General features: G+C 68.5%; 21 protein-coding genes. 7 read left to right on the forward strand and 14 right to left on the reverse strand.

What is annotated here, in order from left to right; genetic code table 11:
- Nucleotides 1-120 precede the first annotated feature (120 nt).
- Nucleotides 121-804 carry an alpha/beta fold hydrolase gene (locus ACZYRS_RS22240; RefSeq protein ID WP_463421008.1) on the forward strand — a complete coding sequence of 228 codons (684 nt, stop codon included), beginning with the start codon at nt 121-123 and terminating at the stop codon, nt 802-804.
- On the opposite strand, the gene ACZYRS_RS22245 is transcribed toward ACZYRS_RS22240, so the two are convergent.
- The 5 genes from ACZYRS_RS22245 to ACZYRS_RS22265 all read right to left on the reverse strand — a co-directional run bounded on the left by ACZYRS_RS22245 (nt 801) and on the right by ACZYRS_RS22265 (nt 5851).
- Entirely contained in the window at nt 801-1571 is a 771-nt protein-coding gene (locus ACZYRS_RS22245; RefSeq protein ID WP_463421009.1) for an SDR family oxidoreductase, read from the reverse strand. The two genes, ACZYRS_RS22240 and ACZYRS_RS22245, sit on opposite strands and share 4 nt — an antisense overlap.
- A gap of 49 nt (nt 1572-1620) precedes the next feature.
- Nucleotides 1621-2391, reverse strand: a complete 771-nt coding sequence (locus ACZYRS_RS22250; protein WP_463421010.1) for an SDR family oxidoreductase — start codon at nt 2389-2391, stop codon at nt 1621-1623.
- Between the two features lie 29 nt (nt 2392-2420).
- A complete protein-coding gene (locus ACZYRS_RS22255) occupies nt 2421-3272 on the reverse strand; it encodes an alpha/beta fold hydrolase (protein ID WP_463421011.1) in 852 nt (283 codons plus the stop codon).
- A gap of 305 nt (nt 3273-3577) precedes the next feature.
- Nucleotides 3578-4858, reverse strand: coding sequence for a mechanosensitive ion channel family protein (locus ACZYRS_RS22260; protein WP_463421012.1), 1281 nt, complete (start codon nt 4856-4858; stop codon nt 3578-3580).
- Nucleotides 4859-4897: 39 nt separating this feature from the next.
- Nucleotides 4898-5851 carry a histone deacetylase family protein gene (locus ACZYRS_RS22265; RefSeq protein WP_463421013.1) on the reverse strand — a complete coding sequence of 318 codons (954 nt, stop codon included), beginning with the start codon at nt 5849-5851 and terminating at the stop codon, nt 4898-4900.
- Nucleotides 5852-5931: 80 nt separating this feature from the next.
- Here ACZYRS_RS22265 and ACZYRS_RS22270 point away from each other — a divergent pair, with 80 nt between their 5' ends.
- From ACZYRS_RS22270 to ACZYRS_RS22295, 6 genes are all read left to right on the forward strand, one after another.
- Complete coding sequence (locus tag ACZYRS_RS22270; protein ID WP_093433976.1) at nt 5932-6852, forward strand: AAA family ATPase; 921 nt, start codon at nt 5932-5934, stop codon at nt 6850-6852.
- Nucleotides 6849-7826, forward strand: coding sequence for a DUF58 domain-containing protein (locus tag ACZYRS_RS22275; RefSeq protein ID WP_463421014.1), 978 nt, complete (start codon nt 6849-6851; stop codon nt 7824-7826). The genes ACZYRS_RS22270 and ACZYRS_RS22275 overlap by 4 nt, the downstream gene beginning before the upstream one ends.
- Nucleotides 7827-7836: 10 nt before the next feature.
- Nucleotides 7837-9858, forward strand: a complete 2022-nt coding sequence (locus tag ACZYRS_RS22280; RefSeq protein WP_463421015.1) for a transglutaminase TgpA family protein — start codon at nt 7837-7839, stop codon at nt 9856-9858.
- A gap of 53 nt (nt 9859-9911) precedes the next feature.
- Nucleotides 9912-11024: a lytic murein transglycosylase B gene (gene mltB / locus ACZYRS_RS22285; RefSeq protein WP_463421016.1), complete on the forward strand. Its 1113-nt coding sequence runs from the start codon at nt 9912-9914 to the stop codon at nt 11022-11024.
- A 4-nt stretch (nt 11025-11028) separates the two neighbouring features.
- Nucleotides 11029-11652 carry an HD domain-containing protein gene (locus ACZYRS_RS22290; protein ID WP_463421017.1) on the forward strand — a complete coding sequence of 208 codons (624 nt, stop codon included), beginning with the start codon at nt 11029-11031 and terminating at the stop codon, nt 11650-11652.
- A 605-nt stretch (nt 11653-12257) separates the two neighbouring features.
- Nucleotides 12258-13619 carry a carbohydrate porin gene (locus tag ACZYRS_RS22295; protein ID WP_463421018.1) on the forward strand — a complete coding sequence of 454 codons (1362 nt, stop codon included), beginning with the start codon at nt 12258-12260 and terminating at the stop codon, nt 13617-13619.
- Nucleotides 13620-13661: 42 nt separating this feature from the next.
- Here ACZYRS_RS22295 and ACZYRS_RS22300 read toward each other — a convergent pair whose 3' ends face one another.
- The 9 genes from ACZYRS_RS22300 to ACZYRS_RS22340 all read right to left on the reverse strand — a co-directional run bounded on the left by ACZYRS_RS22300 (nt 13662) and on the right by ACZYRS_RS22340 (nt 21176).
- Entirely contained in the window at nt 13662-14165 is a 504-nt protein-coding gene (locus ACZYRS_RS22300; RefSeq protein WP_463421019.1) for a hypothetical protein, read from the reverse strand.
- A 23-nt stretch (nt 14166-14188) separates the two neighbouring features.
- Nucleotides 14189-15262, reverse strand: a complete 1074-nt coding sequence (locus ACZYRS_RS22305; RefSeq protein ID WP_198785929.1) for a beta-ketoacyl synthase N-terminal-like domain-containing protein — start codon at nt 15260-15262, stop codon at nt 14189-14191.
- The gene (locus tag ACZYRS_RS22310; protein ID WP_198786157.1) at nt 15259-15489 is read right to left on the reverse strand and encodes an acyl carrier protein; all 231 of its coding nucleotides are present in this window, start codon (nt 15487-15489) and stop codon (nt 15259-15261) included. Before ACZYRS_RS22310 ends, ACZYRS_RS22305 begins: the two co-directional genes overlap by 4 nt.
- 80 nt (nt 15490-15569) lie before the next feature.
- Nucleotides 15570-16727 (reverse strand): ABC transporter permease, encoded by a 1158-nt coding sequence (locus tag ACZYRS_RS22315; protein WP_463421020.1) that lies wholly within the window; start codon nt 16725-16727, stop codon nt 15570-15572.
- 9 nt (nt 16728-16736) lie between these two features.
- On the reverse strand, nt 16737-17645 hold the full coding sequence (locus ACZYRS_RS22320; protein ID WP_463421021.1) for an ABC transporter ATP-binding protein: 909 nt from the start codon (nt 17643-17645) through the stop codon (nt 16737-16739).
- 4 nt (nt 17646-17649) lie between these two features.
- Complete coding sequence (gene darH, locus ACZYRS_RS22325) at nt 17650-18630, reverse strand: BtrH-related acyltransferase DarH (protein WP_463421022.1); 981 nt, start codon at nt 18628-18630, stop codon at nt 17650-17652.
- Nucleotides 18627-19022, reverse strand: coding sequence for a DarG family dialkylresorcinol biosynthesis protein (locus ACZYRS_RS22330; protein ID WP_198785925.1), 396 nt, complete (start codon nt 19020-19022; stop codon nt 18627-18629). Before ACZYRS_RS22330 ends, darH begins: the two co-directional genes overlap by 4 nt.
- Before the next feature lie 2 nt (nt 19023-19024).
- The gene (locus ACZYRS_RS22335; protein WP_463421023.1) at nt 19025-20161 is read right to left on the reverse strand and encodes a beta-ketoacyl-ACP synthase III; all 1137 of its coding nucleotides are present in this window, start codon (nt 20159-20161) and stop codon (nt 19025-19027) included.
- On the reverse strand, nt 20151-21176 hold the full coding sequence (locus tag ACZYRS_RS22340; RefSeq protein WP_463421024.1) for a dialkylrecorsinol condensing enzyme: 1026 nt from the start codon (nt 21174-21176) through the stop codon (nt 20151-20153). Before ACZYRS_RS22340 ends, ACZYRS_RS22335 begins: the two co-directional genes overlap by 11 nt.
- Nucleotides 21177-21336 lie beyond the last annotated feature (160 nt).

The raw sequence follows: 21336 nt of genomic DNA on the forward strand, positions 1-21336 counted from the left end.
CGCTTGCGGCGCATGCCGCGCCCATGCAGAATAACCATTCCAATCAACTTAGACAAGTTACTGTCGATGCGCACGTCAGCCGGCAGACAGCTTGTCTCGACACACGCGAAGGACTTGAACATGGCCAATCAAACGACAGTGGTGCTGGTGCACGGCGCCTGGGCGGACGGATCGAGCTGGACCCCGGTGATCGAATCTCTCGCCCACGCGGGAATCAAGTCGGTCGCGGCACCGCTGCCTTTGACCACCCTGGAAGACGATGTGAAATCGCTCAAGCGAAGCCTTGCGCGCATCGAAGGCCCTGTGCTGCTGGTCGCGCATGCCTACGGCGGCGCGGTGATCGGGGCGATCGAGAGCGACAAGGTCGCGGGGCTCGTCTACATCGCCGCGCTGGCACCCGATGAAGGCGAGACGGTGGCAGACGTCTTCTACCGCGCGCCACCCCATGCCCTCGCGCCGAAGCTCGCACCGGACGCCGATGGATGGATCTGGCTGCCCGAAGACGCCTTCGCCTCGGCGTTTGCGCAGAACGCGTCGGCGCAGAACCTGCAGGTGCTGGCCGCGGTGCAGCGCCCCATCGCCCCGCCCTGCATCACCGTTCCCGTGGGACGCCCGCTCTGGAAGTCCAAGCCCAGCTGGTACTTGGTTGCAGAAGACGACCGGATGATTCCGAAAGACACCCAGGTCTTCATGGCCGACCGGATGGGCGCGACCCAGCGGCTCGCCGCCGTCGACCACACCCCGAGCGTGTCGGTGCCGGACGAAGTGACCGGCTTGATCGTCCAGGCGCTTCGCTCCTTCTAGACCGATTTGACTTCGCCACCGTCCATGCGAAGGACGGTGCCGGTCATCCAGCGCGCGGGCGGCGAGACGACGAAGGCGATGAGATCGGCGATCTCTTCCGGCTCGCCGAACCGCGCGATCCCCGCCTGCGCCAGGAAGAGCTTCTTCGCGTCGTCCACGCTGACCTTGCGTGCGGCAGCCGCCTTCTCGATCATGGCCATTCGCCGGCCGGTCATGACCGCGCCGGGCGACACGCTGTTGACCTGCACGCCGTCTGCGATCCCGCGGTCGGCGAACGCCTTGGCCAGCGCCTCGATGGCGGCGTTGATCGCGCCCACGGCCGCGGCACCCGCCTTCGGAGTTTCCGCCGCATTGCCGGAGATGAAGACGACCGATCCGCCGGCGGCCTTGAGAGCCTCCCACGCGCGCAACGTCAGCCGCCGCGCGCCGTGGAATTTCAATGCCATCGCGCCGTCCCACTGTTCGTCGTTCATCTCGAAGACGTCCAGGCCGGGAACGGCGCCTGCGACATTCACCAGCGCATCGATGCGCCCGAAGGCTTCGAGCGTGCGTTCGACCACCGCGTCCGCGCTCTTCGCATGGCCGAGGTCGCCTTCGACGACCAGCGCCTCCGCGCCGGCAGACTTCACCGCGGCCGCCACATCGTCGAGCCGTTCACCGCTTCTCGCGGCCAGCACGACGCAGGAGAAATCGCGTGCCAGGCGCAGCGCCGTGGCCTTGCCAATGCCTGAGCTTGCGCCCGTAACTATCGCGACAGATTTCGTCATCTTCATTCACTCAAAAATTGGGGTGGTTCAAAAAAAGAAAGTGGCGCGGCTAGACCGACTTGACTTCGCCGCCGTCCATGCGCACGGCCGCACCGGTCATCCACTTGGCCGCTGGAGACACAAGGAACGCGATGAGGTTCGCGATCTCTTCCGCCTCGCCGTACCGGGCGATGCCTGCTTCTTTAGGAAACTTCGCGAACGCCTCCTCGACCGTCATGTCGTGCGCCGGCGCCCAGTGCTCCAGGTACGAGCGCCGGCGCCCCGTCATCACCGGCCCGGGAAGAACGCTGTTGACGGTCACGCCGTCGCGAATTCCGAGATCGGCAAACGCCTTCGCCAGCGCCACGATCGCCGCGTTCACCGTGCCGACGGCCGCATACGACGCCTTCGGAAACAGCGCCGAATTGCCCGACGTGAGAATCACCGAGCCCTTGCTCGCCTTCAGGTGCTCCCACGCCTTGACCGTCAGGCGCCGCGCGCCGTGCAGCTTGAGGCTCATGCCGTCGTCCCACTGCGCATCGGTCATCTCGAGCAGATCGACCTGCGGCACCGCGCCTGCGATGTTCACGACGGCATCGATGCGGCCAAACGCTTCGACAGTGCGTGCGACGACTTCTTCCGCGGTCGCCGGGACGCTCAAGTCAGCGGGGAGCACGAGGCTCTGCGCGCCCGCGGCCTTCACCTTTGCGGCGGTGGCATGGAGCTTCTCTTCGTTCCTGGCGACCAGCACCAGCCGGCCGAAGTCACGAGCGAGGCGAACCGCTGTGGCCTCGCCGATTCCCTGGCTCGCGCCAGACACGATGGCTACTGAATTCTTCATCTCGTTTCCCCGGTCATGCGACGCGGACTTCAGGCCAGGAAATCGCGAATCGCCGCGGCGATCTGCGTGGCGTGCGTTTCCAGCGCGAAGTGCCCCGTGTCGAAGAACACGACCTGTGCATCGGGCACATCCTTCTTGAAGGCTTCAGCGCCGGCCGGAAGGAAGAACGGATCGTTCGTTCCCCACACGGCCAGCACGCGCGGGCGGTGCGTGCGCAGGTATTTCTGGAACGCCGGATAGAGCTGCACGTTGCTCTGGTAGTTGCCGAAGAGGTCCAGCTGGATCTCGGCCGAGCCCGGCCGCGCCAGGTAGAAGGTGTCGAGCGTGTAGCCGTCCGGAGAGATCGCCGATTCGTCCGACACGCCATGCGTGTACTGCCACTTCGTCGTCTCGGGCGAGAGGAACGCGCGCAATGCGTCGCGGTTGGCCTGCGAGGCGTCTTTCCAGTACGCACGGATGGGATTCCAGCCGTCGCTCAGACCCTCTTCGTACGCATTGCCATTCTGCGAAATGATCGCCGTCACCCGCTCCGGATGCCGCAAGGCCAGCCGGAAGCCGACCGGCGCGCCGTAGTCGAACACATAGACCGAGAAGCGATCGAGCTTCAGCTTTTCTGTGAAGCCATCGATCACCTCGGCCAAGTGGTCGAAGGTGTAGGCGAACGCTTCGCGCGACGGCATCGCGGACTGGCCGAAGCCCGGCAGGTCGGGCGCCACGATGTGGAAGCGATCCGCCAGCAACGAGATCAGGTCCCGAAACATGTGGCTCGAGCTGGGAAACCCGTGCAACAGCAGCAAGGTCGGACGGCTGCGATCGCCAGCCTCCCGGTAGAACACATTCACACCATCGACGTCGATGGATCGGTTGGCAACAACGCTCATGACTGACTCCTGAAAAAGAATTGAAAGTAACCTATTAAAATCTATTTATAAGGTTACTTCTCGATGACGTAACTTGTCAAATTCTTTTGGTCGGTTACTCAGGGACGTGCGTTGGCGCGCGGCGCTGCCGAGCAAGACTCGGGCGTCGTCCGTTGGAAATCAGGCAGCTGGGGAAGCGTCGCGGCCCTGACGGCGGGCGGCGAGATTCGGTTCTGGAATGCGGAGGCGGCCTGCAATGGGCGGTCTCCGCGAAAGGCATGCCGCGACGAGGGCCCTGTCAGGGCGCCCCGCCGCTCACCCGGCGATTACTTTTTCTCGGGCTCTGCTGCTGCGGCGGCGGCCGGCAGCGATTCCACCCGCACCACGCGCTGCGGATACGGAATGTCGATGCCCGCGCCGCGCAGGCCTTCGAGGATCGCGATGTTGATGGCCGAACGCAGGTTGTCCTTGCCCTTGTCCGGGTCGGCCACCCAGAAGTGCAGGCTGAACTCCAGGCCGTCGGGCGCGAAGTTCATGAGGTAGGCGATCGGCTCCGGATCGGTCATCACGCGCGCCTGCGCCTTGGCCGCCGCGCACAGGATGGCCTGCACCTGCGCCACGTCGCTCTCGTAGCCCACCACGATGTTGGTCGTGATGTTGAACTTGCGGTCGGCCAGCGAGAGGTTTTCGACCCGGCTGGTGATGAGCGATTCGTTCGGCACGATGGCCTCGCGCCCGTTGCCCGCGCGGATGAGCGTGTAGCGCGTCTTGATGTCGGTGATGCGGCCTTCGAAGGTGTCGACCTTCACGTTGTCGCCGATGCGGATCGAGCGCTCCAGCAGGATCACGAAGCCGCTCACATAGTTGGCCGCCAGCTTCTGCAGGCCGAAGCCCAGGCCCACGCCGAGCGCTCCGCCCAGCACCGAGAGCGCCGTCAGGTCCACCCCCACCGCCGACAGCGCGAACAGAAGGCCGATCAGGAGCAGGAAGGCGCGCACCGCGTTCGAGGCCACCTTGCGCATCGAGAGGTCGGTGACGGCTTCCCGCAGGATGCGCTTCTCGATGGTCGAGGCGATCCACAGCGCGATCACCAGCACCAGCCCGGCCGAAAGCACGCCCTGGAAGATCGTCTGCACGCTCACGCGCGTCTTGCCGAAGGCCAGCGTGATGTTGTCCAGCTCGGCCAGCACCGGCGGCAAGAGCCCGACGATCCACAGCACGGCCGCGATCCACGCGAGCCAGGAGATCGTGCGCTCGATCAGCCGCACCAGGTTGGAGGTGGGAAACACCGCCCGCAGCACCCGCGCGAACAGCCGGATGACCATCAGCGACAGAAACACCGACACCGCGATGCGCAGCACCAGCACCGGCTGGAAATCGATCACCACGCGCCGCGCGAGATCGGTGAACACCAGCGACAGCAGCGGGAACAGCACGCCGTCGAAGGTGCTCTCGCCGAACCAGATGGAGTCCTTGGGCTGGTCGCGCCCGAACCATTTGCAGATGGCCCAGGCCAGCGCCACGCAGGCCACCAGCGCGGTCAGTTCGATGCCGATGCCGCGCGCATCGACCGCATTCACGCGTTGGAGGAAATCGTTGAAATTCATCGGTTCAGAAAACGGGGCGCCGTGCCGCGCCCCCTGTCGTTACAGGTCCGCGAGAACGCGGATGTGCGCTTCCACGCTGCGCGCGAGCGCATCGAGGTTGTAGCCACCCTCCAGCATCGAGACGATGCGCCCGCGCGCATGGCGCTTGGCAATGTCGTGGATGCGGCCGGTGATCCAGGCGAAGTCGTTCTCGGTGAGGCCCAGTTGGCCCAGGTCGTCTTCGCGGTGGGCGTCGAAGCCCGCGCTGATGAAGACCATCTGCGGGCGGAATTCCTCCAGCCGCGGCATCCAGGTGGCTTCGATGAGTTCGCGCACGTCCATGCCGCGGGTGTAGGCCGGGATCGGCAGGTTCAGCATGTTCGGCGCCGGATGCTCGGTGCCGCTGTACGGATAGAACGGGTGCTGGAAGAAGCCGACCATCAGCACGCGCGGATCGTTCGAGAGGATGTTCTCGGTGCCGTTGCCGTGGTGCACGTCGAAATCGACGATGGCCACGCGGTCGAAGCCGTGCACCTCCAGCGCATGGCGCGCCGCGATGGCGATGTTGTTGAAGAAGCAAAAGCCCATCGCCTGCTCGCGGCAGGCGTGGTGGCCGGGCGGGCGCACCGAGCAGAAGGCGTTCTCGATGTCGCCTGCGATCACTGCATCGGTCGCGGCGATGGCCGCGCCGGCGCCGCGGCGCGCGGCCAGCAGCGTGAAGCGGTTCAGGGAGGTGTCGGGGTCGAGCTGCGCGTGATCGGGGCCGCCGGCGGGCTCGTCGGCCACCAGGCGCATGTGGAGCTCTTCGAGGAGCTCGACGTGCGCCACGCTATGAGCGCGGGTGAGCTGCTCCAGGGTGGCCAGCGGCACTTCGCAGTGCTCCAATGCATCGCTGACGCCCGTCAGGAGCAGCCGGTCTTCGATGGCATCCAGTCGCTCGGGGCACTCGGGATGGCCCCGGCCCATGTCGTGCTTCCAGAAGTCGCGGTGTGTGAAGTAGCCTGTCTTGCCCATGTGTCTCTGTCGCCACGTCTAGACCTCACGCGGCATGGGGCCGCCAAGTCTTACGGTATCGTTTGCATATGGATACAAATATGGACGTTGCTGCGAAGCTTGCCACTTTGCTGAGTCAGCTTAACACGGTGATCGTGGGCAAAGAGGCGCAAGTGCGCGACTGCGTGGCCTGCCTGCTCGCGGGCGGCCACCTCTTGATCGAGGACGTGCCGGGGGTCGGCAAGACCACCCTCGCCCACGCGCTTTCGCACACATTCGGTTTGCAATTTTCGCGTGTCCAGTTCACCGCGGACCTGATGCCGGGCGACCTGTCGGGCGTGGCGATCTACGACCGGGGCCAGCAGGCCTTCGTGTTCCACCCCGGGCCGATCTTCGCGCAGGTGCTCCTGGCCGACGAAATCAACCGCGCGAGCCCCAAGACCCAGAGCGCGCTCCTCGAGGCGATGGAAGAAAAGCAGGTCACCATCGAAGGCGAGACCCGCCCGCTGCCCACGCCCTTCTTCGTGATCGCCACGCAGAACCCGCAGGACCAGCTGGGCACTTTCGCGCTGCCCGAATCGCAGCTGGACCGCTTCCTCATGCGCATCTCGCTCGGCTACCCCGACCGCGCCGCCGAGCGGCTGCTGCTCTCGGGCGTCGACCGGCGCGAGATGCTCGCGAGCCTGCCCGCCATGCTGACCGCCGGCGAGCTCACCGCCATCCAGCAGCGCGTGCAGCAGGTGCATGCCTCCGAGCCGCTGCTGAACTATGTGCAGGACCTGATCGCCGCCACGCGCTCGGGCCGCTGGTTCCTGCAGGGCCTGTCGCCGCGCGCCGGCATCGCGGTGCTGCGCGCCGCCAAGGCGCAGGCGCTGCTGGCCAACCGCAACTACGTCGCGCCCGACGATGTGCAGGCCGTGCTGCCGCAGACGATCGCGCACCGCCTCACGCCCGTGGGCGACGCGGGCCGCGGCGCCGTCGAGCAGGTGCGCGCGATGATCGCGGCGGTGCCACTGCCGTGAGCCCGGTCGGCGCCCTGCGCTCGCGCATCGATGGCTGGTTCCTGTCCCGGCGGCCGCCGTCGGACACGCTGGAGCTCACCCAGCGCAACGTCTACATCGTGCCCACGCGGGCCGGATGGACGCTGGCCGCCACGCTGCTCGTGCTGCTGATCGCGTCGATCAACTACCAGCTCAACCTCGGCTACCTATTGACCTTCTTGCTGGCCGGCAGCGTCGCGGTCGGCATGCACGTGTGCCACGCAACGCTGCGCGGCCTGGCGATGCGGATGATGCCGCCCGAGGCGCACTACGCCGGCGCCGCGGCCGTCTTCCGGGTGGTGCTGCACAACGAGCGGCGCAGCGTGCGCTACGGCATCGGCATGGCCGTGCGCGGCAGCGGACAGTGGGCGTGGACCGACGTGCCGGCCGAAGGCATGTCGACGGTCGAGATCGCATTCCTGCCCGAGCGGCGCGGGCTGCACCCGGTGCCGCCGCTGACCGCTGAAACACGTTTCCCGCTCGGCACGTTCCGCGTGTGGACGGTCTGGCGCCCGGCCGCGCAGATGCTGGTGTACCCGGCGCCCGAGGCACATCCGCCGCCGTTGCCGCCCGGCGAGCCGCTGTCGGGGCCGGCCGCCATCTCCGCCGCGCAGCGCGCGCACAGCGCCGGTGAGTACGACGGCGTGCGCGCATACCGGCGCGGCGATCCGTTGAAGCTCGTGGTCTGGAAAAAGGCCGCGCGCGCGCAAGCGGCCGGCTCGGAAGACCTCGTGAGCCGCGACACGCAGCACACGCAGCGCGAAGAGCTCTGGCTCGATGCGCAGGCCGCCGCGCTCCCCGACACCGAAGCCCGCCTGTCGCGCCTGTGCGCCTGGGTGCTGATGGCCGACCGGCTGGGCGTGGACTACGGCGTGCGGATCGCCGGCCGGGTGATGAAGCCCTCCCAGGGCGAGGCCCACAAGCGCGCCTGCCTGGAGGCGCTCGCCTTATGTTGAGCCGCACTGCATGAACAAGCTGATGCTCAAGCTCGCGGCCCTGCCGCGGGACGCCCGGGACACCCTCTTCCTGCTGGCGGTCATCGCGCTGATCGTGCTGCCGCAGGTGGAGAACCTGCCCTGGTGGTGCACGGCGCTCACGGCGCTGGTGCTGCTCTGGCGCGGCTCGCTCGCCGTCGAGGCCCGTCCCCTGCCCAGCCGCTGGTGGCGCATCGCGCTGCTTGCGCTCGCGCTCGCGGGCACCTACGCCACCCACCGCACGCTGCTCGGGCGCGACGCGGGCGTCACGCTGATCGTGATCCTTCTGGCGCTCAAGACGCTGGAACTGCGCGCGCGCCGGGACGCCTTCGTCGTCTTCTTCCTGGGCTTCTTCGCGATGCTCACGAATTTCTTCTATTCGCAGTCGCTCTTGACGGCCTTCACGATGCTGCTCGCGCTGCTGGGGCTGCTCACGGCGCTGGTCAACGCGCACATGCCCGTCGGCCGGCCGCCGCTGATGCAGGCCGCGCGCACGGCGGGGTGGATGGCGATCGCGGGCGCGCCGATCATGCTGGCGCTCTTTCTGCTGTTCCCGCGCTTCGCGCCGCTGTGGGGCACGCCGGGCGATGCGATGGCCGGGCGCATGGGCCTCTCGAACACGATGCGCGTGGGCACCATCGCCGAGCTGGCGCTGGACGACAGCATCGCCGCGCGCGTGAAGTTCGACGACAACCGCGCACCGCCGCAAAGCCAGCTCTATTTCCGCGGCCCCGTGCTCGGCCAGTTCGACGGCCGCGAATGGACCGCGCTGCCGCCGTGGGGACGCGGCGGCCAGGGCCTCACCAACCTGCGCGTGACGGGCGAGCCCGTGCGCTACGAAGTCACGCTGGAACCCAGCAACCGCCCCTGGCTGCTGACGCTCGATGCGGCGCAGAAGGCGCCCGAAGCGCCCGGCCTCGAAGTCCTGGGCACGCCCGATCTGCAATGGATCTCGAACCGCCCCGTCACCGACCTGCTGCGCTATCGCGCGGAGAGCTACCCGCGCTTCCAGAGCGGCCCGGTGCGCCGTGCGGGCGGGCAGTTGCAGGCCTACCTGCAGTTGCCGCCCGGCACGAACCCGCGCACCGCCGCACTCGCCGCCCAGATGCGCAACGATCCGGCCCTGGCCAGCGCCGCCACGCCCGCCCTCGTGCAGGCCGTGCTGCAGCGCCTGCGCACCGGCGGCTACACCTACACGCTGGAGCCCGGCCTCTACGGCAACGACACGGCCGACGAATTCTGGTTCGACCGCAAGGAGGGCTTCTGCGAGCACATCGCCTCGGCCTTCGTCGTGCTGATGCGCAACCTGGGCATTCCCGCGCGCATCGTGACCGGCTACCAGGGCGGCGAACTCAACAGCATCGACAACTACTGGATCATTCGCCAGCGCGATGCGCATGCCTGGGCAGAGGTCTGGCAAGAAGGCGCGGGTTGGGTGCGCGTCGATCCGACAGCGTCGGTCGCGCCCGGCCGCATCGGCCAACTGCAGCGCCTGACACCGCAGCCGGGCCTCTTCGCCGGCGCCATCGGCGCGATGAGCCCGACGCTGGTGCAGAACATGCGCGCCGCCTGGGAGGCGATGAACAACGGCTGGAACCAGTGGGTGCTCAACTACACGCAGAGCCGCCAGCTCAACCTGCTGAAAAACCTCGGCTTCGAAGCGCCCAGCCTCGAAGACCTCGCCTACGTGCTGCTCTACCTGGTCATTGCCGCGAGTCTCGCGGGCGCGGGCTGGACGCTCTGGGAGCGCAGCCAGCACGACCCGTGGCTGCGCCTCCTGGCCCAGGCGCGCGCGCGTCTCGCGAAAGCCGGCCTCGCCGTGCCCGAGACCGCGCCGCCGCGCCAGATCGCCGCCGAGGCCGATGCGCGCTTCGGCCCCGCCGCGCAACCCGTTCGCGACTGGCTGCTGAAGCTCGAAGCCCAGCGCTACGCCCAGGCCGCGCCGCAGACCCTGTCGGCGCTGCGCGCGGAGTTCCGCCGGCTGGCCTGGCCCACGGCAAATTCGCGCGGCTGAAACCACTTGTGTCCCGCCGGCAGCGCCGCGCGGGCGGGCGGCACAATCGGCCGATGCGATCCTTTCTCCCCAGGTTTCTCCCCACGCCCTCCCGCACCGCCGCCGCCCTCGTTCTTCTCGCCGCGTGCTGTGCATGGTCCACGGGGGCTTCGGCCCAGAAATCCGCCAACGGCCGCAACGGCGCCGCGAGCCCCGTGCGCGGCACCATCCCCTACGCCACGCGCGACGACGCGATGCAGTTCGCCGACGACGTGGCCGCGCGGCGCGGCCTCGATCGCGAATGGGTGCGCGCCACCATCGGCAGCGCGCGGCTGCTGCCCAATGTGCCGCGGCTCATGCTGCCCGGCCCGGTGGGCACGGTGAAGAACTGGCAGACCTACCGCGGCCGCTTCATCGACCCGGTGCGCATCGCGGCCGGCGTGCGCTTCTGGCGCGACAACGCGGCCACGCTGGCGCGCGCCGAGCAGGTGTACGGCGTGCCGCCCGAAATCATCGTCGGCATCATCGGCGTGGAGACGATCTACGGCCGCAACATGGGCAGCTTCCGGGTGATCGATGCGCTGGCCACGCTGTCGTTCGACTTCCCGCAGGGCCATCCGCGCGCGGCCGAGCGCGAGGCGTTCTTCCGCGGCGAGCTCGAGAGCTTCCTGAGCACCGAGAGCCGCACCGCCGAAGACCCGCTGGTCCCCCTGGGCAGCTACGCCGGTGCCATGGGCATGCCGCAGTTCATGCCCAGCAGCATCGCCAAGTACGCGGTCGATTTCGACGGCGACAGCCGCATCGACCTGGTCAACAACACCGCCGACGTGATCGGCTCGGTCGCGAGTTATTTCAAGGCCTTCGGGTGGAAGGCCGGCATGCCTGCAACGTACCCCGTGCATTTCGATGAAGCGCGCCTTCAGAAGGCGCTGCTGCTCGCGCCCGACATCCTGCCGAGCTTCAGCGCCGACAGCTTCGTGGCCGCCGGCGCGGTGCCCGAAGGCGAGGGCCTGCGCCACAAGGGCCTGCTCGCGCTCGTCGAATTGCAGAACGGCGCCGACGCACCGCCGACCTACGTGGCCGGCACGCGCAACTTCTACGTGATCACGCGCTACAACTGGAGCAGCTACTACGCGATGTCGGTCCTGGATCTCGGGCAAGAGGTCAAGGCCGCGATGGAGCAATAGCACCGTGACGCCCGAGGCGCTGCTGGCGAACTGGACCGAGGCCTGGCGCGCGTTGGGCATCGAAGCGCCCGACGCGGCGCTGTGCCTCGACCTGCAGCGCCGCTACGGCGAGCCGCAGCGCCGCTATCACACGATGCAGCACCTGGGCGAATGCCTCGCCTGGTTCGAACGCGAGAAAGCGCTGGCCGAGCGCCCCGGCGAAGTGGCGATCGCGCTCTGGTTCCACGACGCCATCTACGACGTGCATGCGCACGACAACGAAGCGCGCAGCGCCGACTGGGCACGCGAGGCCCTCAGGGCCGCGGGCGCGAACGACGATGCAGCCGAACGTATTCATGCGCTCGTGATGGCCACGCGCCACGACGCGGTGCCCGAAGGCCGCGACGCCGAACTGCTGATCGACATCGACCTCTCCATCCTCGGTGCCGAGCCGGCGCGCTTCGCCGAGTACGAGCGCCAGGTCCACGCGGAGTACGCCTTCGTGCCCGACGAGGTGCGCCTGCCGCGCCGGCGCGCGATCCTGCAGCGCTTTCTGGACCGCCCGGCGATCTACGCCACGCCGCGGATGCACGCACTGCTCGAAGCCCGCGCGCGCATCAACCTGCGGCAATCCATCGACGCGCGCTGAGCCCTGCAACGGGCATGTCCGCGCCGCTGCGGCGGGCTGCGATCTTTGTTGCGTTGCCAACGCTGTGTTGCGTGCGGGAAATCACACTGCGCATCGCGAAACCGCGCCCCTACACTGCGGCCGAAACACGCACGGGCTCCCTCGGGAAACGCCCCTCCCCGCACACGAACACCCCAAGACGCTGCCGATGAGAAGCAGAAAGAACTGAGGAGATACAGCATGCCGACGACCTGCTCGCTCACCCGTCGCGATGCGACGCGCGTACCGCCGCTCATAGCGCCCCTCGTCGCGCCTCTCGTGCCTCGCCGCCGAGCCGCGTAGCGCTCTTTCCCTGACACCGCCGACGCGAAAGGCCACGGCCTTTCGCGGGGGATACGCACGCCTTTTTTCCGCACGCCTCCATCCACCGCACGCCAACAGAAGGAGTCGATCCATGGACCTCTGACGAACGCCGGTCGCGTCGCTCGATGAAGCGGTAGCGCGGCCTTCTCCCCTTTGTTGCGCCTGCATCCGTCACTGCCGCCAGCGGCCGGTGTGGGCCTGCTTTTGCCCGGCGCAGCCGACCCCTGCCTCCACAACCAAACCCAACCAAGGAGACATCCCCTGTGAACACCAGACTGACCCAACTCGCCACCGCCGTGCTGCTGCTCACCGGCCTGCATGGCCATGCCAATGCACAGACCCAACAGACCGAGCAGACCGACGAGCCGCCGCAGGCCGAAGCCAAGGACCCCACCAAGGAGTTCGTCAAGAAGATCAACGACGCCACGGGCCTGGAGTTCTGGGGCTACGGCCGCGGCGGCTTCTACAGCACCGGCAAGGGCAACCTCAAGGGCGGCTATTCGCTGGGCGGCGACCTGCAGAAGTACCGCCTGGGCAACGAGGGCGACAACTACCTGGAGTTCGGCATCGGCAAGAAGTTCGACCTGGGCGACGGCATCAAGTGGGGCGTGTTCTACATGCCCACCATCTACAACGGCAAGAGCGGCACCGCGCAGGCGTACTTCTCGCTCAGCGGCATCTTCGGCAACGCCGCGTCGCTCTGGGCCGGCCAGCGCTACCACCGAATCCAGGACGTGCACATCGTGGACAAGTGGGTGGTGGAAGACGGCGACAACTACGGCGCCGGCATCGACGACATCCCGCTGTGGGGCGTGGGCCGGCTGAACGTGGCCGTGCACACCGCGGACTCGGTGGACAACAAGAGCGGCAACCCGAACAACGCCAAGCGCATCAACCTGCAGTGGCGCGACATCCCGACCAACCCTGGCGGCAAGCTCACGGTGACGGGCGGCCTCGTCTCCGGCGACTTCGCCAAGGGGCGCGACGGCGGTGCGCTCGGGGTCATGCACATCCAGAAAAACCTCCTGCCGGGCCTGAACAACATCGTGATCCTGCAGGCCTCCAGCGGCCATGCCTCACTAAGCGGCAAGTTCTACAACCTGGACAACAGCACCACGACCACGGGCCTCTTCCTGCCACCGGGCTTCGGGCTGGAGAACACGCTCCTCTTCGCGCCGCTGGTGGAGCGCACGGTGATCACGCCGCAGTCGGGCGCCAAGCAGCGGCGCATCCTGGATTCGATGGACTTCCAGTTCGGGCGCTTCGGCGGCCAGGGCCTCATCGGCTACCAGACCACGCGCCCGGACAACGGCCCGGAGACCAAGGACTTCTCGCTGGGCGGACGCGTCTCCTACGGCATCGCCAAGTACACCAAGCTGCTGGCGGAGGTCTCGACCACGCGCCGTAGCACCGACGACCAGCCCAAGCAGACGCTGAACAAGGGCACGATCGCGGTGGCGTTCTCGCCGAACACCGATTTCTGGACGCGCCCGGAATTCCGCATCTACGCCACGCGCGCGAGCTGGAACAAGGCGGCGGGCGATGCCAACGCCGGCAGCTTCGGCGCCGATGGCCGCAGGCACGCGACAACCTTCGGCATCCAGATGGAAGCCTGGTGGGAGTGACGGTGGGGGCGAAGCCCCTCCGTTGACCTGCGCAGGGCCGCGTCAGGCAGGCACGAGGCGCCACCACTCGGAGCGCGGGAGCTCGTCGTTGCGCGCCTCCTCGACGATGCCGAACAGCAGGCCGTCGCGGGGAGTGCCGAGCTTGGCCAGCTGCAGCAGGCGCTCGGGGTCGCGGCACAGCATGAAGCTCGCGTCGCCCTGCCATTCGAGGCAGCGGCCGACCTCGGCGAGCATCAGCGCAGGCTGGCTCTGCATGAAGGTGAACGGCATCGGCAGGCCGGCATCGAGTTGCTCCAGCCCTGCATGCGTGGCGCCCCAGGCGCCGCGCTTGCTGGCCACGCGCAGGCGCGCGGCCTGAGGCAGCGCGGCTTCGTCGGCCGCATCGAGGCAGCGGCGCGCGCCGTACATCGCGAGCTCGGTCCAGAGGCCGACGCGGCGCGGCCTACGGCCCAGGCGCCTGGCGAGGTCGTCGCGCCAATCGGCGGGGGGCGGATGAACGACGAAGTGGGCGACGGTGCGCCAGGCGGTTGCGGTTCCGGCATTCATGGCGATCTCTCTGGGCAAGGCGCTCATGCGTGGCAGTCCCTCAGCAGCAGCGAAGCGTGTCCACCGCCGAAGCCGACCACGTTGAGCAAGATGTTGCGCAGCCTCGTGGGCGCCCGGGTGCTCAGCGCGATGCCCAGCGTGTCGTCCAGCGGATAGTCGGTCGACGGCCAGGCCCCGCCCTCGATGCAGCCCACCAGCAAGGCCAGCTCGGCGGCGCCCGCGGCGCCCAGCGTGTGGCCGAGCGAGGACTTGAGCGACACCAGCGGCGGCAGCTGTCCGAACACGTCCTTGAGCGCCTCCACCTCGATGGCATCGTTGACCGGGCTGCCCGCCGCCTGCACCTTGATGAGGTCGATGTCTTCCGGGCGCAGACCGCTCTGCGCGAGCGCCGCCTGGCACATGGCGCGCACGGCGCTGGCCTCGGTGCCCGAGGGGTTGCGCCCATCGACCACGTTCGCGCCGCCCGTGATGCGCCAGCGCGCGGGCCGCGCGCCCAGGCGCAGCGCGGCCACGGCCTCGCCGAGCACCAGCCCCCTGCGCTCCGCGCCGAAGGGCTGGGCGCTGCCCGAGGCGAGCAGCTGCATCGCGCGAAAGCCCGCGGCGGTGAACCGGTTGTCCAGCTCGGCGCCGAGCACCAGCGCCTCTTCGGCGCCGCCGCTGCGGATCAGGTCGGCGGCCGCCAGCACGGCGTTGAGCGCCGAGGTGCAGGCCGTGGAAATGGTGAAGACCGGGCCTTCCCAGTCGAGCGCCGCAGCCACGATGCCGGCAAAGTCCTGCAGGTCGCCGCCCAGTCGCAGGTCGGGCTTCTCGTACTCCATGTAGCCGATGTCCAGCGACGACGAGGCGACAAAGAGCGGCGCCGTGCGGTCGCCCCAGTCGCCGGTCTGCGCGACCACGTTGCGCACGGTGCGCCGCAAGCGCTCGAGCCAGCCGCCCTCTTGCGGCGGCAGCTTGTAGACCGGCCAGCCGACGCCCCGCGCGGTGGTCACCGGCGTCGGCGCCACGCCGCCGCGCCGCAACGCGTCGAGCGCGCCGGGCATGTCGTTGCCGAGCACGCAGGCCAGGCCGGTGGCGGCCAGGTAGACGCCGCCGCTCATGCCTTTCCCGTCTGTGCGAGATGTTGCGCGAGGTGAGCGATGGAGGTCAGCGCGCGGCGCGTTTCCTTGCTGTCGGGCATGCGCACGCCAAAGCGCTGCTGGATCGTCATCGACACCTGCAGGGCATCGAGCGAATCGAGGTCCAGCCGCGCCTCGGGGCCGAACAGCGGCTCGTCGTCGCCCAGGCCCCCGGGGGGCGCCTCTCGCTCGACGGATTCGAGCACCATCGTCTTGAGGCTGGCGATGAATTCGGGGGTGACAGGGTGAACGGTACTCACGGGTGACTCACTGGTGACTCAGGGGTTGCTTACGGTGTGCGCCTGCGAAAAAGAAAGACCGCGAGAAGGAACATGGCCGCCGCAAACACGATCAGCCGGCCGATCTGCGGCCATGCATCGGCCACGCCGCCGCCGCGCAGCAGCACGGTCAGCAGCGCCTCGAGCCCCCAGTTCATCGGCGAGACCTCCACCAGCCGCTGCATGAAGCCCGGCATGACGAACTTGGGCACCATGATGCCGCCTGCGGCCGCCATCAGCACGTTGACCATGGGCCCGAGCGTAGCGGCCTGCGCATGGGTTCGCACGAGGCATGCCAGCGCGAGCGACAGGCTCACCGCGGCCAGGCTCACGGCCGCGAGCGACAGCAGCAAGGCGCCCCAGTGGATGCCCGCGAGCGAGAGCGCATCGCCGCCGACGAGCGGCATGAACCAGATGCCGGCCGCCAGCATCAGGATCGCCTGCAGCGCGTTCACGCCGAGATAGGGCAAGGCCTTGGAGGCCAGCAGCATCGTGCGCGAGACGCCCAGGCTCTGCAGCCGGCCGAGTGCGCCCGAGCCGCGCTCCTGCACGAAGAGGCTGGAGAGCGAGGCCACCACGAAGAACATGCCGAAGACCAGCCACGCCGGCACGTTCTGCTGCACCGAAGTGGGCCGCGGGCCGGCGGTGGAGAAGCGCTCGGCCTGCACCATCGCCTGGATGGAGGCATCGGGCGCGGGGCTCGCGGTGCCGGGCACGGCCAGCGCGAGGCGCGCCTTCAGCTCGCCCGATGCGCCGATGAGTTCCGCGCGCAACGCGTTGAAGAGGTTGGCGTCGATGCCGGGCTCGGCCAGCAGGCGGATGTACGGCTTCGTCGAGAGCGCGGCCGATTCAAGTTCGTCCGAGAGGCCCGGCTCCAGCACGATCACGTACTTGAGCGAGCCGCTGCGAAGGCGCTCCTGCCAGTCCGCGCCCAGCGGCTGCGGCGCGCCGTGGTTGCGCTGCCAGACCTGCAGCAGCCACTTGGCCGGCGTCGCGGTGTCGCGCGCATCGACGGCATAGGTCAGCTCGGCCAGCGGCGGGCGGTAGATGTCTTTCAGCGTGAGCGACATCAGCACGATGAAGACCATCGGCATGAGGAACAGCACGGCCAGCCCGTGCATGTCGCGCACGAGGGCGAGCAGTTCCTTCCTGATGAGCGCGATGAGCATTGGCGTCGGTCAGTCGCGCAGCGAACGGTGGGTGAGGGTCATGAAGAGTTGCTCGAGGTCGTGGCGGCCGAACTCGGCGTGGCGCACCTGGATGCCCGATGCCTCGAGCGCCGCCAGCACCGGACCGGGGCCGCTGCCGGGGTTCAGGTGGATGCGCCATTGCGCCGCGCCCTGCTCCACCGTGCCGAAGCGCGACAGCATGTCCATGTCCAGCCCGTCGGCCGCCAGTGTCAGCAGCATCGCACTCCTGGACAGCAGATCGTCCAGAGACCCTTCGCGCAGCACACGGCCATGGTCGAGGATCGCGACGCGGTCGGCAATGGCCTCGATCTCTTCCATGTAGTGCGAGGCATAGATCACCGCCGCGCCCGCCGCTGCCAGGCTCTTGATGGCGTCCAGGATGAACGCGCGCGACTGCGGATCGACGCCGACGGTGGGCTCGTCGAACAGCATGAGCTCGGGCTCGGGCAGCAAGGCGATCGCGAGGTTGAGCCGCCGCTTGAGGCCGCCCGAGAGCCGGTCGGCGCGCACGCCGGCGAACGCCTCCAGCTGCGAAAAATGCATGCAGGCGTCGATGCGCGTCTTCTTGCGCGCGCCCGACAGCCGGCTCGCGGCGGCAAAGCACGCGAGGTTCTCCGACACCGTGAGCATCGGATAGAAAGCCTGCTCCTGCGGCGCGACCGCGATGCGCGTCGGCGTCTTCGCGCGCACCGCGTGCAGCGGCTGGCCGTCGACGAGGATCTCGCCCGACTGCACCGCGAGCGCACCCGAGAGGTGCGAGATCAGCGTGGTCTTGCCCGCGCCGTTCGGGCCGAGCAGCCCCAGCACGCAGCCCCGCGGCACGGCGAGCGAGACATCGGCCAGCGCGGGGGCCGTGGCGTGCGGGTAGCGGTGTCCGAGATTCTTCAGCGCGAGCATCGGTTCAGGCGACGGCAGCCTTCAGGTCGCGAAAGAACGTCTCCTCCTGCTGCGCTTGCTCGCGCAGCTTGCCGGCCAGCGCGGCCGGATCGACGGGCTCGCGCCCTTTCACCATGCGCGCCGCCTTGAGCGCGAAGGCGCGCCAGCCGTCGCCGATGGCGATGAGCCGCTCCGACATCTGCGTGAGCTGCGGCTTGTCGAGCAGCTGCGCGGCCTCTTGCAGGAAACCCGCGTAGATGAAGCGAAAGCCCGCCCCGCCCGTGCCGATTTCTTCCTGCATGCGCACCAGGTGGCCGATGAAATCGACGCTGCGCGGATCGGCGGCCGAAAGCCGCTGCATCCGGTTGGCCAGCGTGCGCATGCCGCGCACGCCGACGATGGGAATGGGCGCGAGCATGTTGCGCACCGTCTTGCGGATGGCCTTGGTCACCGAGGCGGCATCGACCGCCTTGCGATCGATGGCCTGCGGGTAGTACATGAGCCCCTTGGGCGCGAGCACGCCCTTGGCGAAGCGCGCGCGGGAGAGGTCGGCGCTCGCGCAGCGCACGGGTTCCTCGAACACCGGGTCGCTGATCAGGTAGTCGTCGCCCTCCTTGCCGTAGACCAGGAGGTTGTGCGCGTTGAAGTGAAAGCGCATGTTCGGCGGAAAGTACGGCAGCCAGTAGACCGAGGTCTGCAGGCCCACCAAGCGGCCATCGGCCAGCAGCGCATCGAGCCGCTGCTGCCCGGCCTCGGGGCTTCGGAAGGTCTCGAAGCTGAAGCGCGCGGCCATCGGTGCCAGGAGGCCCTTGATGATCGCCTTGGGCGGCATCCGGTACGAGATGAGCGGCAGGCCCGACAGCTTGATGAACGGCAGGTACGCGAACGACAGCGCCGACGAGAGGCCCAGCGCCATGGCCTCGGTCATCGGCGCGCCGTGGTGGCGCATGAGGCTGGAGATGACGCCGCTTTCGCAGTGCGCCGCCTGTTGATGCTGGAAGTTCACGGCAGGGCCTGCAAGGTGGAAATCGGAAGGCCCAGCGCCTGGGCGTAGCGCGCCAGGTGCGCCTGGGAGAGCGCGGCGAAATGCCGGGGCTGCAGGTGGCGCCGCACGCGCCATTGCCAGAAGCCGCTGGTCTGCGAGAGCAGCGCCACGTCCATGCGGCGCTCGTACATCCAGTATTCGAGCGGCGATGCGAGGCCGGCCTGCGCCCGCGCCTTCGCTTCTTTCGCCTGCTCGACCAGCACGTCGACCGCATGGCTGGTGACGATCTCTTCCGCCTCCCAGCCGCGCGAGGTGGTGGTGACGACGCGGCCCTGTGCATCGCGCGCGTACATCAGCTTGGAATGGCCGTCGAGGGTCGCGTTGCCCTCCTGCGGAACTGCGTCGAGGTCCATGGCTATACCGCTTCCATATGGATGAAGCCGCTGGAGAAGCGGCCGCTTTCGGGCACGAACATCAGGAGCTTGTGCCCGGGCTGGATGCGCCCCGAACGGAACAACTCGTCGAGCATGATGTATGGCGAGGCCGACCCGGTGTTGCCCTTGCGCGAGAGGTTGCTGAACCAGCGCTCGCGCGGAATCGAAAAACCCATCGCATCGAGGCAGCGGCTCACGGGCTCGACGAAATAGTTGGACGACAGGTGCGGCAGGAACCAGTCGATCTCCTGCGACTTCAGCCCGCGCTTCTCGATGATGGCCGCGAGCGGCTCGCCGAGCGTGGCGCGCACGATGTTCTCGTTGAGCAGCCGCACGTCCTGCTTGACCGCGAAGGTCGAGTCGCGGTGCCAGTCGGCGGGCGCGGTGCGGGCCCAGCCATCGAGGCCGCCGCCAGCGTTCTTGTCGGCGCCGGCATACATGCAGACCGGCAGTTCGTGCGCGGCGGACGACAGGTCGATCCAGTTCACCCGCAGCGACAGCGGCCCGCGCGGCTCGCGCTCCAGCAGCACGGCGCCGGCGCCGTCGGACAGCATCCAGCGCAGGAAGTCTTTCTCGAACGCGAGTTCAGGACGCTCCTCGAGCGCCTCGAGCTTGTGCTCGAGCTCGGCCTCGAAGTTGGCGCCGCGCATCACGGCCGACGCGAGCTCCGAGCCGGTGGCCACCGCGCGGCGCGCATCGCCCGCGCGCACCGAGAGCCACGCGTGCTTGAGCGCCGTGGTGCCGGCCAGGCAGATGCCCGCGCAGGCCACCACTTCCAGGCGCGGCCAGCCGAGTTCGCCGTGCACCATGACCGCATGGTTGGGCATGAGCTGGTCGGGAAGCGACGTGCCGGTCGCGAGGCAATCGACCGGGCCGATGTCATCGCCCAGGCCGCGGATGGCCGAGGCGGTGAGCTGCGCATTGGTCATGGCCAGCTGGCCGGTGGCGCGGTCGATGGCGTAGTGGCGCGACTGGATGCCGTTGCTGCGAAGGATCAGCCGCCGCGCGCGCGATGCCTTGCCGGCGATGCGTCCGAGGACTTCTTCGATGTCTTCATTGCTGACCGGGGAAAAGGGCAGGAAAGCGGCGGTGCGGGTCAGGAAGACATCAGTCGTCATAGAGATGGGAGCGGTCCGTGGCGGAGCCCGACGGGCACTCGAATTGGGCTGTCATTTTAGTCAGCCACCCCTTGAACAACGGTCGCAGAAGCGCCTGCAGCGTCAAGCTCACGGGCACGACCGTGACAATGAGCGCAAGCAGGAACACCACGTAGAGCAGCAGCAACGGCTTGCGCTGCCAGGCCCCGGGCCCGCCGGCCGCCATGATGAGCTTGCCCCAGAGGAAGAAGCTGCGCGTGCCGGCCTTCTCGCTGATGAGCAGCCGCGCATTGGCCTTCACCGCGCCCAGGCCCGCCAGCAGCGGCCCGGTGCCGCGCTCCAGGTCGTCATGCAGCGCATCGCGCAGCGCGCGGCCGAAACGGCCCGAGCTACGAATTTGCGTAGTGCTCAACCCCGCATCGGGCATGCCCCAGAAGCCGCGCTTGCGGCCCCAGATGAGCCACGCGGGCGTGGTGAAGAAGGTGGCGAGCGTCGGGCCGGGGTCGGTCAGCACCACGTTGTCGATGAGGCGCGCGCCCGCGTCGTCGAGCATGCCCTTGAGCTTTTCATGGGCCAGCAGCCACATGTTGCGGCACGCGATGACCGTGACCACCGGCTTGCCCGCGAGCAGGCGCCTGGCCAGCGGGTGCTTCAGGAACGCGGTGACCGGCTGCGAAGGCGCGAGAAACCACACCTGGTACGGCAGGATGACGAGGTCGAAGTCTTCCTCGCCTGTGAGCGAGAGCGGCGCGAGCGGCGGCGGCTTCAGGTGGGCCGATTCCGGGAACGCGTCGAAGAAGGTGATGAAGGGCCAGGGGAACGGGAACGGCGCCTCTGGGCGCAGCGTTTCCTCGTGCACCGCGATCGACGGATCGGCCCTGAGCGGCGCGACGATCTGCTCGGCGACGCTGTCGAGCTGTCCGGATTGCGAGTAGTGGATCACCAGGACGCGCTTGGGGCGTGCGGCAAGGCCGGGGCTGCTGGCGGTGCTGGCGGTGCTGGCGGTGCTGGCGGAGCTTGGAGAACTGGAGGTCACTGGGTGGGCGGTTTCGAGGGCCGTCGAATGTAAGCCAAGCATCGGCCGAACGCATCTGCCATTGGTCATGCCGTCGCGCCGATCCCACGACCGGGGCTGTTCCCGATAGGCATAGCAAAAAAGGGGCCGCGCCCTGCGGCACGGCCCCTTTCACTCGAGC

This window comes from Variovorax sp. AC194, from assembly GCF_979257995.1.

Excerpts from the sequence above, each read along its gene's own strand:
- ACZYRS_RS22255 (WP_463421011.1), bottom strand. The coding sequence starts at position 3,272 with ATGAGCGTTGTTGCCAACCGATCCATCGACGTCGATGGTGTGAATGTG.
- ACZYRS_RS22265 (WP_463421013.1), bottom strand. The coding sequence starts at position 5,851 with ATGGGCAAGACAGGCTACTTCACACACCGCGACTTCTGGAAGCACGAC.
- ACZYRS_RS22260 (WP_463421012.1), bottom strand. The coding sequence starts at position 4,858 with ATGAATTTCAACGATTTCCTCCAACGCGTGAATGCGGTCGATGCGCGC.
- ACZYRS_RS22335 (WP_463421023.1), bottom strand. The coding sequence starts at position 20,161 with ATGACGACTGATGTCTTCCTGACCCGCACCGCCGCTTTCCTGCCCTTT.
- ACZYRS_RS22245 (WP_463421009.1), bottom strand. The coding sequence starts at position 1,571 with ATGACGAAATCTGTCGCGATAGTTACGGGCGCAAGCTCAGGCATTGGC.
- ACZYRS_RS22270 (WP_093433976.1), top strand. The coding sequence starts at position 5,932 with ATGGACGTTGCTGCGAAGCTTGCCACTTTGCTGAGTCAGCTTAACACG.
- ACZYRS_RS22250 (WP_463421010.1), bottom strand. The coding sequence starts at position 2,391 with ATGAAGAATTCAGTAGCCATCGTGTCTGGCGCGAGCCAGGGAATCGGC.
- ACZYRS_RS22315 (WP_463421020.1), bottom strand. The coding sequence starts at position 16,727 with ATGCTCATCGCGCTCATCAGGAAGGAACTGCTCGCCCTCGTGCGCGAC.
- ACZYRS_RS22310 (WP_198786157.1), bottom strand. The coding sequence starts at position 15,489 with ATGGTGCTCGAATCCGTCGAGCGAGAGGCGCCCCCCGGGGGCCTGGGC.
- ACZYRS_RS22320 (WP_463421021.1), bottom strand. The coding sequence starts at position 17,645 with ATGCTCGCGCTGAAGAATCTCGGACACCGCTACCCGCACGCCACGGCC.
- mltB (WP_463421016.1), top strand. The coding sequence starts at position 9,912 with ATGCGATCCTTTCTCCCCAGGTTTCTCCCCACGCCCTCCCGCACCGCC.
- ACZYRS_RS22280 (WP_463421015.1), top strand. The coding sequence starts at position 7,837 with ATGAACAAGCTGATGCTCAAGCTCGCGGCCCTGCCGCGGGACGCCCGG.
- ACZYRS_RS22330 (WP_198785925.1), bottom strand. The coding sequence starts at position 19,022 with ATGGACCTCGACGCAGTTCCGCAGGAGGGCAACGCGACCCTCGACGGC.
- ACZYRS_RS22300 (WP_463421019.1), bottom strand. The coding sequence starts at position 14,165 with ATGAATGCCGGAACCGCAACCGCCTGGCGCACCGTCGCCCACTTCGTC.
- ACZYRS_RS22240 (WP_463421008.1), top strand. The coding sequence starts at position 121 with ATGGCCAATCAAACGACAGTGGTGCTGGTGCACGGCGCCTGGGCGGAC.
- ACZYRS_RS22305 (WP_198785929.1), bottom strand. The coding sequence starts at position 15,262 with ATGAGCGGCGGCGTCTACCTGGCCGCCACCGGCCTGGCCTGCGTGCTC.